This is a genomic window from Acinetobacter apis, assembly GCF_900197575.1.
GTDB classification, from domain to species: domain Bacteria; phylum Pseudomonadota; class Gammaproteobacteria; order Pseudomonadales; family Moraxellaceae; genus Acinetobacter; species Acinetobacter apis.
On record NZ_FZLN01000001.1, the window covers coordinates 310,824 to 325,360 of the forward strand.

Genomic DNA, 14,537 nt, shown 5'->3' on the forward strand with positions numbered 1-14,537 from the left:
TCAGTACAAAAATGCGTAAACTCAAATAATCACTGTTGATCTGAGCGTAATTTAACATTCAGTATAAATCAGCTCAGAATATAATATAAAAATGAGTTTACTATGAGATTATATATATACGAACATTGCCCATTTTGTTTACGAGCAAGAATGATTGCCGGATTTAAAAATCTTGCTATTCAGTATTCAGTCATTATGGAAGGTGACGAAGAAACACCTATAAAGCTGGTTGGTAAAAAAACACTGCCTATTTTACAACGTGCTGACGGCCAATATATGACAGAGAGCTTAGATATAGTCAGTTATTTAGATGATTGGAGCGATCCTAAATATGCAGTGAATCATGTGGATGAAGCAATTGGGGCATGGGCGAAAGAACATTCTGATACCATTGTAAAATTAATTGTTCCTCGCTTTACACAAAGTGATTTTAAAGAAATTTCTACTTTAGAAGCACGACAAGCTTTTGTTGCACGGGAAACACAAGCATTTGGCCCATTAACGGCATTACTTGATCAAACACCTGAATATATTGCACAGATTAATCCTGCCTTAGAACAGCTCGACCCATTATTGGCAGCACATACCGACATTGATAAAACAGATTTTATTATCTTTCCATTGTTACGGTCATTGAGTATTGTAAAAGATGCTGTATTTGGTGCTGAAACCAAGCGTTATATGAACCGTATCGCAACAGCTGCTAAAGTTGATTTACTGACTGATCAAGCAATTTAGCACAAAGTATAAGCAAACCGTATTTGCCAGCTGATAAAAAAGCTGGCTTTTTTGTGCATAGTGGTTCAAATTAATAAAGCAATTTTAATATTGCACTAAAATGATACATATAAAAGACACTATGCATGGTTTTGGTGAGAATTTATGAATGATAATCATTTTCATAGATAGTGTGTTTTATAGATACAGGCATCACAGGGAATTAGTGTGCTTAAAACGATCTTGGCATCATATATGCATGGTCTTTAGTAAGTCACATTATGACGGTACACGTTTACAAATAGGTGTTCTTATGGAAAAAACGACATCACAAGATCTGTCACAAGGGCTTAAAAATCGGCATATCACTATGTTGTCTATTGCTGGGGCAATTGGTGCTGGGCTGTTTGTTGGATCTGGTCATGCCATTGCGGCAGCAGGGCCTGCAGTATTGTTATCATACTTGGCAGCTGGAACATTGGTCGTTTTAGTGATGCGTATGTTGTCTGAAATGGCAGTTGCGCAGCCAGACAGCGGTTCATTTTCAACGTATGCAGATCGTGCGATTGGAAAATGGGCAGGGTTTACCATTGGTTGGTTATATTGGTGGTTTTGGGTATTGGTCATTCCTTTTGAAGCCAATGCTGCAGCTGCAATTATTCATTCATGGATGCCTGATACACCAATTTGGTTATTGGCTTTTTTAATTACTGCCGCATTGACGGTCACCAACTTATTTAGTGTGAAAAACTATGGTGAGTTTGAGTTTTGGCTTGCAACAGTAAAAGTACTTTCAATTATTATTTTTATTGTCATTGGTTGTGCCGCAATTTTTGGTATTTCAACCAACCCTGATGTCAGTGGAGTAAAAAATCTCTATGCACATGGTGGCTTCTTACCCAATGGTTGGGGCGCAGTCCTTGGTGCATTATTAACAACAATGTTCTCGTTCATGGGTTCTGAAATTGTCACGATTGCTGCAAGTGAATCGAAAGACCCAGAAAAGCAAATCACCAAAGCCACCAATTCTGTGGTTTGGCGAATAGCACTCTTTTATTTGTTGTCTATTTTTATTGTTTTAAGCTTAGTGCCATGGAATGACCCTATGCTTGTAAATAACGGCTCTTATCAAGCAGTATTACAAGTTTTAAACATTCCTTATGCAAAGTTAATTGTTGATATTGTGGTTCTAACTGCAGTAACGAGCTGTTTAAATTCAGCACTTTATACTGCATCAAGAATGTTGTTTTCTTTATCAAAACGTGGCGATGCGCCTCAAGTTGTGCAAAAATTAAGTGCTAGTCAAACACCGATATATGCTGTACTGTTATCTACAGCAGTGGCGTTTTTATGTACTTTTGCAAACTATGCAGCGCCTGCTAAAGTATTCGGATTTTTATTAGACAGTTCAGGTGCCATTGCGTTGTTGGTTTATTTGGTGATTGCTGTTTCGCAGTTAAGAATGCGCCGCCAGCTGATTCAAAGTGGACAACCAATCCGTATGAAAATGTGGTTGTACCCTTATATTACATGGGCTGTTATTGTGTTTATTATTTCAGCATTAACCATCATGTTGTTTGATCCAAAACATGTGCATGAAATTCTAGCAACGAGTTTACTTTCTATAGTTGTTGTGGTGTCTGGCATTGTGGTGTCAAAAAAACGTAGTAAATCTTTACATTATAACGATAGTATTCCAAAGCAAAATTAATTACTGTTAGTGCGTTTTATGGCATGAGAGATTACTCCACTCATGCCATTTTTTTATGCCTATATATTGTCTTACGCTAACTTATATGGATGTTTATAAGTATTTAAACGTCAACTTTATAGTCAAGCATAAGCTCATCTGCATTTTGTCCTCGGATTCCCCAATTTTCTTGTGGGGTTTCAAAAATTGTGATTTCGACATCAAAGGGATTAATACCACAAAGTATTTTAATATTGTTGAAGATGCTTTGTATGAGTGCTTTTTTTGTTAGTTTAGATCGACCGCTGAACATTGAGATTTCAATAATAAGATAAGATGCACTCCGATCTGGCGGGTAAATAAAGTCTTGTCGGTTTAAGCGAATGAATCGTTGAAATTTTTTATTGGTAGGATACTGAAGTTGTTCAACCAGCGCTCGATGGATTGCATCACTTAATGATTGTCGATGTAGATCTATGGTTTCTGCGGATGCATATATTTTAATTTGGGACATGTTGTACTCATTATATATTTAACTCATGTTTAAGCTATACATTAAATTTTAGCGTTAAAAGGTCCATTTAAAATAATGCTGTTGACCACTTTCTGTAATTTCTAATATATATGCTTCGCCAACATCTTCTCGCCAATCGCCAAGTACAATGCGTTTTTTATGTCCGACAGTATGAATTTCTGGGCGGTGGGTGTGACCATGAATTAAAACGTCATGACCTATCAATGCATCATCGACTGCAGATGCGGTTACATCCATAATATAAGGTTTTTTTTGTTGGTGTGAAGCACTACTTTTTTTTCTAAAGCCTTGAGCCAATTGTTTTCTGAATTGAAGCGGGGTTTTTTGGAGTATAGCAATAAGTAGCGGCTGACGAATAATTTTGCGAAAACGCTGATAAGACACATCATCAGTGCAAAGTGCATCACCATGTTCTAAGCGATAGCGTTGCTGTGCAATTTCAAGTGAAATGTGGTCAGGCAGTCGTTGTCCACCAAATTGCTTTAAAAAGACATCACCTAAGGCAAAGTCACGGTTTCCAACTTGAAAGTAAACCTGATTATTAGCAGCGGTAAAGACGTTTAGCTGTTCGACAATGTGTTCAAGCCATGGCGTTGTATTGTCATCGCCAATCCATGCATTAAACCAATCGCCTAAAATATAAAGCGCGGTATGCTGATGTTGATAGTGTTGAAGTAAAGCTAAAAACCCTCGAGTGAGTCGAGGGTGATTAGCGGATAAGTGTAAATCTGCAATAAATAAATAGGTCATTGGATGACACTAAATTTTAATTTATTCAGCAATAATTTTAGCACTTTCAATCACAATGTTTTCTAAAGGCACGTCAGCATGGTAGCCACGGTTTCCAGTACGTACACCTTTAATCTCAGTGACAACATCTAAACCTTCAATGACTTTTGCAAATACAGCATAACCCCAACCTTGGGTTGTTTTATTGGTATGGTTTAAGAAGTTATTATTTTTCACGTTGATGAAAAATTGTGCTGATGCTGAGTGAGGTGCTTGAGTACGAGCCATTGCAACAGTACCTAAGTCGTTGCTTAAGCCGTTATCAGCCTCATTTTCGATTGAATCGCGTGTTGATTTTTCATTGAATTGCTCATCAAAGCCACCGCCTTGAATCATAAAACCATCAATGACACGGTGGAAAATCACACCATCATAAAAACCTTCACGTACATATTCTAAAAAGTTTGCAACAGTTTTTGGTGCTTTTTCACTATTTAGTTCAAGAACAATGCGTCCCTTATTGGTATTTAATTCTACTTGAGGCAAACTCATATCATTATCTCCTAAACATGGTCTATATCGCCATGGGTTTTTTGGTTGAGAGAAGCATAAGCAAACTGTAAACTACTTAGCAAGTATAAACGTGAATTATCTTTGAAAAAAGCGAAGATAATTCGCGATTGAATTAAAATCTAACCGTATAGAAGTGAATTATCTATTATGAAGCCAAATGATGTTGTTTCCAATCTGCCCAATCATTCTGTTACAGATCGTCAAGCCGCTCAAGGTACTGAGCAGCAAGAACAACAACCTGGCTTAGATTTTATCCGTCAAGTTATTGTCGATGATTTGGCATCAGGTCGTACAGAAACCGTGGTTACTCGTTTTCCACCTGAGCCAAATGGTTATTTGCATATTGGTCATGTTAAAGCAATATGTTTAAACTTCGGCATTGCTGATGAATATCAAGGTATGTGTCATTTACGCTTTGATGACACCAATCCTGATGCAGAAGAACAAGAATATGTGACAGGTATTGCCACAGATATTGAATGGCTTGGATTTAAATGGCATGGAGAAACACGCTATGCTTCAAGTTATTTCCAGCAGTTGCATGACTGGGCTGTACAATTGATCCGTCAAGGTGATGCATATGTGGACTTACAAAGCCCTGAAGAAATTAAATTAAACCGTGGTAGCTTTGTAGAGGCAGGTAAAAACTCGCCTTATCGTAATACTTCAGTTGAAGAAAATTTATTACAGTTTGAAAATATGAGCCAAGGTGTATATGGCGCAGGTCAAGCTGTACTTCGTGCCAAAATTGATATGGCAAGTCCAAACATTCATATGCGTGATCCAATTTTGTATCGCGTTTTGCATGCAACACATCATCAAACGGGGGATCTATGGAAGATTTACCCAATGTATGATTATGCGCATCCTTTATCTGATGCCATTGAAGGAATTACGCACTCTTTATGTACGCTTGAGTTTCAAGACCACCGCCCATTTTATGATTGGGTGATTGCGAAGGTGAATACGCCTGCAGTACCTCGTCAGTATGAGTCATCACGTTTAAATGTCGATTATACCATTACCTCTAAACGTAAATTGCGTCGTTTGGTTGAAGCCGGCTATGTCAGCGGTTGGGATGATCCGCGTATGCCAACGGTAGTGGGAATGCGTCGCCGTGGTTTTACACCAGAAGGCTTACGTGATTTCTGTAAGCGAGTTGGGGTGTCAAAAGCTGATGGTATTGTTGATGTCGCAATGCTCGAATTTTGTATTCGTCAGTCATTGGAAACCACAGCAGCACGTGGAATGGCTGTGTTAGAGCCGTTAAAAGTCACTTTGACCAATTTACCTGAAAGTATGGATTTGGTGCAAAAGCGTCATCCGAATGTAGATTTAGGTGAGCGTGTCATTCCATTAACTTCAGAAATTTATATTGACCGCAATGATTTTGAAGAAACACCACCTCCAGGCTTTAAACGTTTAGTAGACCAAGGCGAAGTCCGCTTACGTAATGCTTATGTGATGAAGTGTGATGAAGTGATCAAAGATGATCAAGGGCAAGTCATTGAGTTAAAGTGCTCAATTGATCCAGAAACTTTAGGTAAAAAACCTGAGGGTCGCAAGGTGAAAGGGGTGATTCATTGGGTTTCTGCAACGCAAGGTATTCCTGCAGAAGTTCGAATTTATGAACGTTTATTCAATGAGTCAGATCCTGAAACAGGCGAAGATTTTATTCATAACTTAAACCCTGAGTCATTAAAAGTTGTTCAAGCCATTATTGAACCTTCATTGGCACAAGCCCAAAATGAAGAGCGTTTCCAATTTGAGCGCGAAGGTTATTTTGTTGCAGATCGTTATGATCATTGTGCCGAAAAGCCTGTTTTTAACCGTATTTTAGATTTAAAAGACAGTTTTAAACCGCAAGGATAGTTAATCATGAAATAAAGCGCTTTATTGATAAAGCGCTTTATTTTTTATTACGATGCTTAGAGAAAAAAGTACTTGGAAGCTTGGCTTTTGATTTGTCATGTAATTTCTTTTTAATATAAAGCACCAATGCAAAACTTGCTGTAGCTACAGTAATAAAAATACCATTCATATAGCTCATTAACGAACTAATATAACCAATTGTGGTGAGCCGCTGCATCATTTTGATGACTTGTGGGCTGTTTTCTACACCTGTAATTGCCCAATGGCATAAGTGTTCACAGTTGTTGGTGATAAGGTGGTAATTATTTTCATGCATTCGTGAACGCATACGCCGTACCACAGTACGCCCTTTAAATTTGGGCTGATCGTAATGGTGAATATGGACTTTTTTGTGATGTGAAAATTTTTTTAAGCTGGTAATTTCTATTGGACGCTTTTTAAATAAATGTGCAAAGCCTGAATAATGGATGACTTTGCCTTTGCCAACATAAATGCCATGATGTGTATAGCCGAAATTTTTCACGCTCAGATGAGCGCCGACGGGAATAGTCGATCGTTGATGTTGTTTTTTCACATTAATTAAAAATACAATAATCAAGCCAATAGAATGGTTCTAGTATAACAAATTTATCACAGAATCGGATTGAGCGGGCTTTAAAAACGACCAATTTTAAACTTTATCTCAATAGTCAGTTGGCTTAAGGTGTTCGGTTATCATGTGGGAAAAGTTCATAGTCAAATAAATGATTTGATTCACTAATTTTTTTAGCGATATATTCCTGTTCTTTTTGACGAATTAAAATAATTAAAGCACCTTTGGGTATTTCTCCAAATTCTGAACGCACGTGAATTAGGTGAAGTTGACCGTATTCATCACGCACATTGGCTTGTGCTGTATGGTTTGGTCGTGCACAGCCTGATGAAATGGTTGCTAGTCGTCCAACGAGATTGGGTTTTTTATTTTCAAGCTGCGGTCGAATCACTTGATCTAAACAGTGAATCATAAAAATAGTAAAAAATGTTGCTACAAATAAGGTTGGAAAAATAATATAGACAATAGGAACAAAGCTTTCTAAGTATGAGAAAAAAGCCAATTGAAAAAAATAGCCAGCAAAACTAAAGTTAATTAAAAAGAAAATCAGTACCAATATTTTAGAAAACTTGACCTGAAATATTGAACTGTTAATGGGTAGGGGCACAATTTTTCGTAAAAAACGTAAAGGGTGCAGTCCCAAATAAAAACCAATCGTTTCAATAATACTGATCATCACTAACCCCATCACACACAAGTGAAAAGGCATAAGCTCAGGACTAATTAAAAAAGACAATAAACTATTATTCATTTTCATCCATGATATGAAACTACAGTGATTGGGGTTGCCAAGATATTGCACTACATGATGCAATACCATTTGTCTAGTGAGGTTATATTGATAAGATCAGCTTATTCATTGGCAAATAACAGTTTTACAGATGCAAGATGACGCTATAGCGTCATCTTGTTGCTCATGCCAACGCGTGAAGGGTAAGATTATACCTGTTGTCTACAAAAACTACAGCCCACAGATTGAAGAACCACGACTTAAATTCGGTCCCCAAGTGCGATAGCCTTGCGTATCAATATGAATTTGTCCTGATGCATAGACGCCTAGGCCTAAATTTAAGCTACGCCCATATTGAACCCAAAATTGACACAATTTAAATTTAGTTTGTTCAATCAGTGCATAGTCATTTTTTGATGGTGTTGCCGAGCCTACTCTAAAATCAATCGCAGAATTAAATAAGTGTCGTGAAGCTGAGGTGCCACCTGCACATTGGTTGGTTGGTAAATCACGATAAACAGAAGTGACTTCAAAGTCGGTGAGTACTTTGGTGGCTACAAGATATTTAAACACTTTAAGAGTAGGGACTTGATTTGACCATAACTCACGATTAGGCACGGCATATTGTTCGCGATGACACTGTTGCCAATCCCGTGCGGTGCGTAATAGCTCAAATGAAGGCACAATGTGCGATACATTTTGTTGATCTAAATAGTTTTCATACGCTTTTACTTTTTGATAGTTGTTGTCTTTTGCAAGCCAAGTAATATACGACGCAGGCACCTCTTTAATCGGTGCAGCAGACTGTGTATAAACCTTTTCTTGAGGAATAAAAATCCGTTTAGTCACAGTTAAATTGGCTTGCTGTGTGGTATGTGTATAGACAACAGGTTGGCTAGATGGCGCATGACATGCCACTAGAATTTGAGTAGAAAGTAAAGAGAGTAAAACTGTTTTAGGAATCATTCGAGCCATAGTGAAATATTCAACGTAAGTCGTCTGATGGACTTTTTATTGTAGGCAAGTATAAGGGAGTTTTCAGCCAAATTTACGAGAATTATGTTTCGAACTGCAACAATAAACGACCAGCTTAAGCTGGTCGTTTATTTTTTATGGCTTATTTTTCTAAGTATTGTAACTTATCTGGTTTGCCATTCCATTCTTCACGGTCTTCAGGCTGGTCGCCAATTTCAGTGATATTTGGCCATTTCTCTGCCAATTCTGCATTGAGTTGAATAAAGACTTCTTGGCCTGCTGGCAATTCATCTTCAGAAAAAATAGCATTTGCTGGACATTCTGGCTCACACAGAGCGCAGTCAATGCACTCATCAGGGCTAATGACAAGAAAATTTGGCCCTTCGTAAAAACAATCGACAGGGCAGACTTCAACACAGTCTTGGTATTTACATTTAATACAGTTTTCAGTGACAACAAAGGCCATAGCGACAGCTACCTAAAAAATTTGGTGTTCATTCTAATTGCTATATTGTAGGCAAAAATTGCATCAACTAACAATTCCTTTTATTGATATTGAGTATTTAAATCAATGAATAGACCCATTCAATATGAATTTTTCTGATAAATGATAATTAATATCATCTATTTGGGCATGAATTACCTTAGATAAATAGGATTGGAGTAAGAAATATATCATTTGTGTAAATTTCACATGTTTGTCATCAATCTTTAAAAATCATAAGAGATTCTCAAAGGGAGGCTTAATTTACGCTAAGTTTCTCAAGTCATAATCAGTTTCGCATACAAAAAACATGTCATATGGGAAGATCGAATGAATATGAAATCAGAAATTAATTACCAAAAACAAATAAAAAATGCTAAACGTGGTGGACATAAACCCAGTATTACCAAAGATATTAATAAACATAAAATACAAAAATTACAGCGTTTAATTAAAGAATTAGAAAGCGAGCATCAAGAACATTTAGACTTTTGGAGACAGCATGCAGCATTATATGATCAAGGCTATGCAACAGCGATTCATCATGTGCAAAATAAATTAGTCGAAATATTACAAATTAAATAAGAAAATATCCCGTACATCATGGCGTTGTACGGGATATTTTTATTTTATTGTGGTGCATGCCAAACAGCTTTTTGGGCATCTATTTTGTTAGGAAGTAATTTTAAATCAAAGAATAAGTCACCAATCGCTTGTTGGGATTGAACCACTTCAGGCGTGAGTGTTGCAACAGGATTCGGTACGGGCTTTTTCTCCAATACTTGATTCGCTACTTTTACATCTAAACTGGTGCTTGTTGCTAAAATCTGAGCAGCTTGCGGTTTATTTTGATCAATCCACTGATCTGTTTTATTCAGTACTGCCAAGATTTTTTTAGCACTGTCTGGATGTTTTTCAACAAATTCAGGTTGTACTAAATAAAAACCATATGTTTTGGCTAAGTTGGCTGAATCAAACACCACTCGTGCTGTCCCACTTAATTCTGTTGCACTGGCATACGGTTCCCAAACGGCCCAAGCATCAATTGCGCCTTTGTCTAAGGCCGCTCGTGCATCAGACGGTGTGAGCCAAACTGGCTGAATGTCATTCCATGTTAAATGGGCAACTTGTAAAGTTTCTGCCAAAAAGTTGTGTGCACTTGAGCCTTTGGTTAATGCAATACGTTTGCCTTTTAAGTCGCTTAATTTTTGAATCGCGCTGGCTTTAGGCGTTAAAATCGCATGACCTTTATTAAATGCTTGCTCATAGCCTAAGTAATTTAATTGTTTACCTGCAGATAGGGCAAATACAATCGGCGCATCGCCTGTATAACCAAAATCAATGGATTTCACAGACAAGGCTTCTAAGGTTTGTGGCCCTGCAGGAAACTCTTTCCATTCCACTTTAACATTTGGAAATTCTTGCTCAAAAAAGTGATTTTGTTTGGCAACAATTAATTTTAACGCAGCCTTTTGATAACCGATTGTGAGGGTCGTGATCGGCGTTGGTGTTGAATTTTGCGTTGGTTGTTCTTGTTTACTACAGCCTGTGATGCTAAGAGCAGCCAAGCTAATACTTAAAGCAGCAGTGAAATAAAGCGATTTCATAGAGATTCTTTAACAAGTTAATCTTGCAGGTTATGTTATATGCTCTCTCATCGATCTTAAATATCAATAATTAATATGCTTATCTTTAAAGTGTAAGCTTAAATAACTTAAGATAAGTTATTGTGATTGGCTCAAAACGTAGTCGGCCTACTGTTGTAGACCGACTGATTTTAACTATTTACCGTCCCACACATATTTTTGCGGTTCAATATTATTTTTTAGAATTTTCCATTCCACCAAGAAGTTTGAAATATCTTGCTGCGATTTCACAACCTCAGCTGTTACAGGTGCAACAGGGTTTGGCATTGGTTTTTTACCAATAACCTGTGCTGCAACATTTAAGTTGATTGTGATATTTTTAGATAAAATTTCAGAAGCCTCTTGTTGATGAGAGTCAATCCATTTATCCGTTTGATTTAACACATTTAAGATTTTTTTCGCACTTTCAGGGTCATTATTAATCAATTCAGGTTGTGCTAAATAGAAACCATATGATTTGTTTGAGTTACCTGAGTCAAAAATAACTTTTGCCATACCGCTTAATTCAGTTGCGCTGGTGTACGGTTCCCAAACAGCCCACGCATCAATTTTACCTTTGGTTAAAGCAGTACGAGCCTCAGCAGGTTCAAGCCATACAGGCTGAATATCTGTCCATGTTAAATTGGCTGTTTTTAAAGCTTCTGCTAAAAAGATATGCGCACTTGAGCCTTTGTTTAAGCCAATACGTTTGCCTTTAAGTTCATTGACGTTTTGAACAGGGTTGCTTCTTAATACCAAAATTGCATGGTCTTTATTAAATGCTTGTTCAAAGCCCAAATATTTAAGCTGTTTACCTTCAGATAGAGCAGTGACTACCGAGCCATCAAGTGTATAACCAAAGTCAATTGATTTAGCAGACAAGGCTTCTAAAGTTTGTGGACCTGTTGCAAATTCTTTCCACTCAACTTTAACGTTAGGAAACGCTTGTTCAAACATACGATTTTGTTTAGCAACAATCAGCTTTAAGGCTGACTTTTGATAACCAATGGTCAAGCTTTGAATTTGTTTTGATGTTGCTGTGCTTTTAACTGGTTGTTCTTCTGTTTTGGCACACCCCGTAATAGCAAAAAGACTAATACTTATAGCCGCAGTGAAATAAATAGATTTCATAAAGGTTATTCATAAGTTGATGTTGTACGCATAATATATAGTATTGATTACATTTTAAGTACAAATATTTAACATTATTTTAAATATTTGATTTGTAAGCCAAATAGTGGTTTTTGGCTTACAAATGTATAGGGATTAATCAATCAAAGCTTTAAGCTGATACAACTGATCCAAAGCTTGTTTTGGTGTTAAATTATCAACATCTAATATGCGCAGTGTTTGATCGATTTTTGAAGTTTGCTCAACCTCAATAATTTTTTCAATGATGGTTGGTTCTGCATATGTCACAGGGTCTTGCTCTGCAAATAAATCATTTTGCTGACTTGTGATTGGCATAGAACTTTGCTGTTTTTCTAAAATCCGTAAGCGCTTTTGTGCCTCTTTAATGACATTGCTTGGAATGCCTGCTAATTTTGCAACTTGTAAACCATGGCTTTGACTTGCAGGACCCGATTGCACTTTATGTAATAAAATTAAGTTACCATTTAGTTCTTTGGCTGTGACATGATAATTATGAATATGAGGCTCACTTGCAAGCTCAGTCAACTCAAAGTAATGCGTGGCAAATAAACACAGGCATTTAATACGCTTTGCTAAATCAAGAACACATGCCCATGCTAAAGATAAGCCATCATAAGTACTGGTACCACGACCGACCTCATCCATTAATACCAAAGACTGTTGTGTCGCATGATGTAAAATTTGCGATGTTTCTGTCATTTCTACCATGAAAGTGGATTTGCCTGTCGATAAATCATCTGCAGAACCAATTCGTGTAAAAATTCGGTCAATCGGACCCAATGTGGCCTGCTTGGCAGGCACGAAGCTACCACAATACGCAAGTAGGCTAATTAAAGCCGTTTGTCGCATAAATGTTGACTTACCACCCATATTGGGACCTGTAATAATGGCCAAGCGATGCGAGGCATCAAGTTGGGTGTCATTTGGAGTAAACGGTGTTTTATTTAATGCTTCGACCACAGGATGGCGACCTGCGACAATATGTATACCAAGATCTGGAGTAAATTCAGGGCGAGTCCAATGCCGTAATCGCGCTTGATGGGCAAAATTGGTTAATAAATCGAGCTGTGAAATGGCGCTACTCATCAATTGTAATGGCGTCATTTGTTCACGTAATTGATCAAGTATTTGCTCAAATAACATTTTTTCACGTGCCAATGCACGAGATTCGCTTGAGAGTACTTTGTCTTCAAAACTTTTAAGTTCAGGGGTGATGTAGCGCTCAACATTTTTTAACGTTTGACGGCGAATGAAATGACTTGGGGCATGTTCAGATTGCGCACGTGACAATTCAATGTAGTAACCACTGACACGGTTATAGCCTATTTTTAAAGTTTGAATGCCTGTTTTTTCACGCTCTTGAATTTCAAGATCAATGAGAAATTGCCCTGCATGATCACGAATTTGTCGTAATTCATCAAGTTCAGGGTCAAAGCCTGTAGCAATGACTTGTCCATCACGTAATAATACAGGAGGTTGTTCCACAATGGCTGCGGATAAATAAGCATAAAGTGCATCTACATCACCAAGCTCTTGGTGTAATTGTGTCAGTAATGTAGGTGAGTTGGCTTGTTGAAGCTGTGGCTCTAAGACATGACGAAGTTGCGGCACTTGTTGACATGCTTGACGTAATTGTACTAAATCACGTGGACGCGCAGAACCCAAAGCGATTCGGCTTAATACACGCTCAATATCGCCAATTTCTTTTAATACACCTCGAATCGGATCTTCATTGTCAGTTTGCAGACATTGATCAATGACATCTAATCGTTCATCCAATACCACACTGTCACGAATAGGTTGCATTAATGTACGGCGTAATAATCGGCTGCCCATAGCAGTTTGGCAATCATCAAGAAGAGAAAATAATGATGTTCCATGCTCAAATAAAGGATCAACTAATTCCAAATTACGCCGTGTTACTGGATCAAGTGCAATAAAATCTTGGCTTTGCTCAAGTTGAATGGTTCGAATATGGGGCAGTGCGGTCTTTTGAGTTTCTTTTGCATAATGAATTAATGCTGCACCTGCAGCTTTTGCAAGTGGTAAATGATCAATACCGAATCCTGCTAAAGTGCTGACATAAAACTGATCACAAAGGGTTTTGTTGGCATTATTGAGATTAAAATCGACATTTGGACGTTTGGTTATCGGACATTCAAGCTGCTGTTTAATCACTTCAATTAAATGTTGATCAACAAGATCCTCATCAATTAAAATTTCACTCGGCATAAGCCGCGCTAATTCAATGGTTAAGAGTTCAGGTCTAAAATCAAGTTCTTGGACTTTAAATATACTGGCACTTAAATCAAGTAAAGCGATGCCAATTTTATGCTGTTTAATCACTAAAGCGACTAAGTTTGAATTTTGTGTACTGTTTAATAAAGCATCATCTGTCAGGGTGCCTGGAGTTAATATTCGTACCACTTGACGGTCTACAGGACCTTTACCTGTGACTTCACCTACTTGTTCACAAATTGCGACGGTTTCACCTTTTTTCACCAAGCGTGCTAAATAGCTTTCTGCCGCATGATAGGGTACACCTGCCATTGGAATAGGTTCACCACTGCTTTTACCGCGATGGGTTAGTGTAATGCCTAACATTTTTGCCGCTTTTTTCGCATCATCAAAAAATAATTCGTAAAAATCACCCATACGATAAAACAGTAAACTGTGTGGATGTTGCATCTTCACGTTTAAATACTGCTGCATCATTGGGGTATGAGAATGTATGTTAGCCATTATTTCTTTACTATTCATGCAGATGAAAACCTTCTCAATTAATAATATGTACAACAAATTGCAGAGAAAAACTATCCTGATCAATCTTGCTAGGTATCTTGGGAAACTCAGCAATCTAATG

At 37.5% G+C, this 14,537-nt stretch carries 14 protein-coding genes; 4 read left to right on the top strand and 10 right to left on the bottom strand.

The window, feature by feature from the left end; genetic code table 11:
- The first annotated feature begins 102 nt into the window (after positions 1-102).
- Positions 103-738 carry a glutaredoxin 2 gene (gene grxB, locus CFY84_RS01370; protein WP_088822362.1) on the top strand — a complete coding sequence of 212 codons (636 nt, stop codon included), beginning with the start codon at positions 103-105 and terminating at the stop codon, positions 736-738.
- A 292-nt stretch (positions 739-1,030) separates the two neighbouring features.
- Complete coding sequence (gene gabP / locus CFY84_RS01375; protein WP_088822364.1) at positions 1,031-2,428, top strand: GABA permease; 1,398 nt, start codon at positions 1,031-1,033, stop codon at positions 2,426-2,428.
- A 103-nt stretch (positions 2,429-2,531) separates the two neighbouring features.
- On the opposite strand, the gene CFY84_RS01380 is transcribed toward gabP, so the two are convergent.
- The 3 genes from CFY84_RS01380 to CFY84_RS01390 are packed head-to-tail and all read right to left on the bottom strand — an operon-like array spanning position 2,532 to position 4,223.
- The gene (locus CFY84_RS01380) at positions 2,532-2,921 is read right to left on the bottom strand and encodes a tautomerase family protein (protein WP_088822365.1); all 390 of its coding nucleotides are present in this window, start codon (positions 2,919-2,921) and stop codon (positions 2,532-2,534) included.
- A gap of 54 nt (positions 2,922-2,975) precedes the next feature.
- Positions 2,976-3,692 carry a UDP-2,3-diacylglucosamine diphosphatase gene (locus CFY84_RS01385; RefSeq protein WP_088822367.1) on the bottom strand — a complete coding sequence of 239 codons (717 nt, stop codon included), beginning with the start codon at positions 3,690-3,692 and terminating at the stop codon, positions 2,976-2,978.
- A 21-nt stretch (positions 3,693-3,713) separates the two neighbouring features.
- Positions 3,714-4,223 (bottom strand): peptidylprolyl isomerase, encoded by a 510-nt coding sequence (locus tag CFY84_RS01390; protein ID WP_088822368.1) that lies wholly within the window; start codon positions 4,221-4,223, stop codon positions 3,714-3,716.
- Between the two features lie 168 nt (positions 4,224-4,391).
- On the opposite strand from CFY84_RS01390, the gene CFY84_RS01395 reads away from it, so the two are divergent.
- A complete protein-coding gene (locus tag CFY84_RS01395) occupies positions 4,392-6,116 on the top strand; it encodes a glutamine--tRNA ligase/YqeY domain fusion protein (protein WP_088822370.1) in 1,725 nt (574 codons plus the stop codon).
- 37 nt (positions 6,117-6,153) lie between these two features.
- Here the strand turns inward: CFY84_RS01395 and CFY84_RS01400 are convergent, their stop codons facing one another.
- The 4 genes from CFY84_RS01400 to fdxA all read right to left on the bottom strand — a co-directional run bounded on the left by CFY84_RS01400 (position 6,154) and on the right by fdxA (position 8,879).
- Positions 6,154-6,663 (bottom strand): lecithin retinol acyltransferase family protein, encoded by a 510-nt coding sequence (locus CFY84_RS01400; protein WP_407640191.1) that lies wholly within the window; start codon positions 6,661-6,663, stop codon positions 6,154-6,156.
- Positions 6,664-6,814: 151 nt separating this feature from the next.
- Complete coding sequence (locus CFY84_RS01405) at positions 6,815-7,459, bottom strand: OB-fold-containig protein (protein ID WP_088822371.1); 645 nt, start codon at positions 7,457-7,459, stop codon at positions 6,815-6,817.
- Positions 7,460-7,669: 210 nt separating this feature from the next.
- Complete coding sequence (locus CFY84_RS01410; protein ID WP_228149571.1) at positions 7,670-8,413, bottom strand: D-Ala-D-Ala carboxypeptidase family metallohydrolase; 744 nt, start codon at positions 8,411-8,413, stop codon at positions 7,670-7,672.
- A gap of 142 nt (positions 8,414-8,555) precedes the next feature.
- Positions 8,556-8,879, bottom strand: a complete 324-nt coding sequence (gene fdxA, locus CFY84_RS01415; protein ID WP_088822373.1) for a ferredoxin FdxA — start codon at positions 8,877-8,879, stop codon at positions 8,556-8,558.
- A 354-nt stretch (positions 8,880-9,233) separates the two neighbouring features.
- Between fdxA and CFY84_RS01420 the strand changes: the two genes are divergently transcribed.
- Positions 9,234-9,482 carry a hypothetical protein gene (locus CFY84_RS01420; protein WP_228149612.1) on the top strand — a complete coding sequence of 83 codons (249 nt, stop codon included), beginning with the start codon at positions 9,234-9,236 and terminating at the stop codon, positions 9,480-9,482.
- Positions 9,483-9,526: 44 nt separating this feature from the next.
- On the opposite strand, the gene CFY84_RS01425 is transcribed toward CFY84_RS01420, so the two are convergent.
- From CFY84_RS01425 to mutS, 3 genes are all read right to left on the bottom strand, one after another.
- The gene (locus tag CFY84_RS01425; RefSeq protein WP_088822376.1) at positions 9,527-10,504 is read right to left on the bottom strand and encodes an aliphatic sulfonate ABC transporter substrate-binding protein; all 978 of its coding nucleotides are present in this window, start codon (positions 10,502-10,504) and stop codon (positions 9,527-9,529) included.
- A 174-nt stretch (positions 10,505-10,678) separates the two neighbouring features.
- A complete protein-coding gene (locus CFY84_RS01430; protein WP_088822378.1) occupies positions 10,679-11,653 on the bottom strand; it encodes an aliphatic sulfonate ABC transporter substrate-binding protein in 975 nt (324 codons plus the stop codon).
- Positions 11,654-11,788: 135 nt separating this feature from the next.
- On the bottom strand, positions 11,789-14,434 hold the full coding sequence (gene mutS, locus CFY84_RS01435; protein WP_088822379.1) for a DNA mismatch repair protein MutS: 2,646 nt from the start codon (positions 14,432-14,434) through the stop codon (positions 11,789-11,791).
- Between the last annotated feature and the right edge of the window lie 103 nt (positions 14,435-14,537).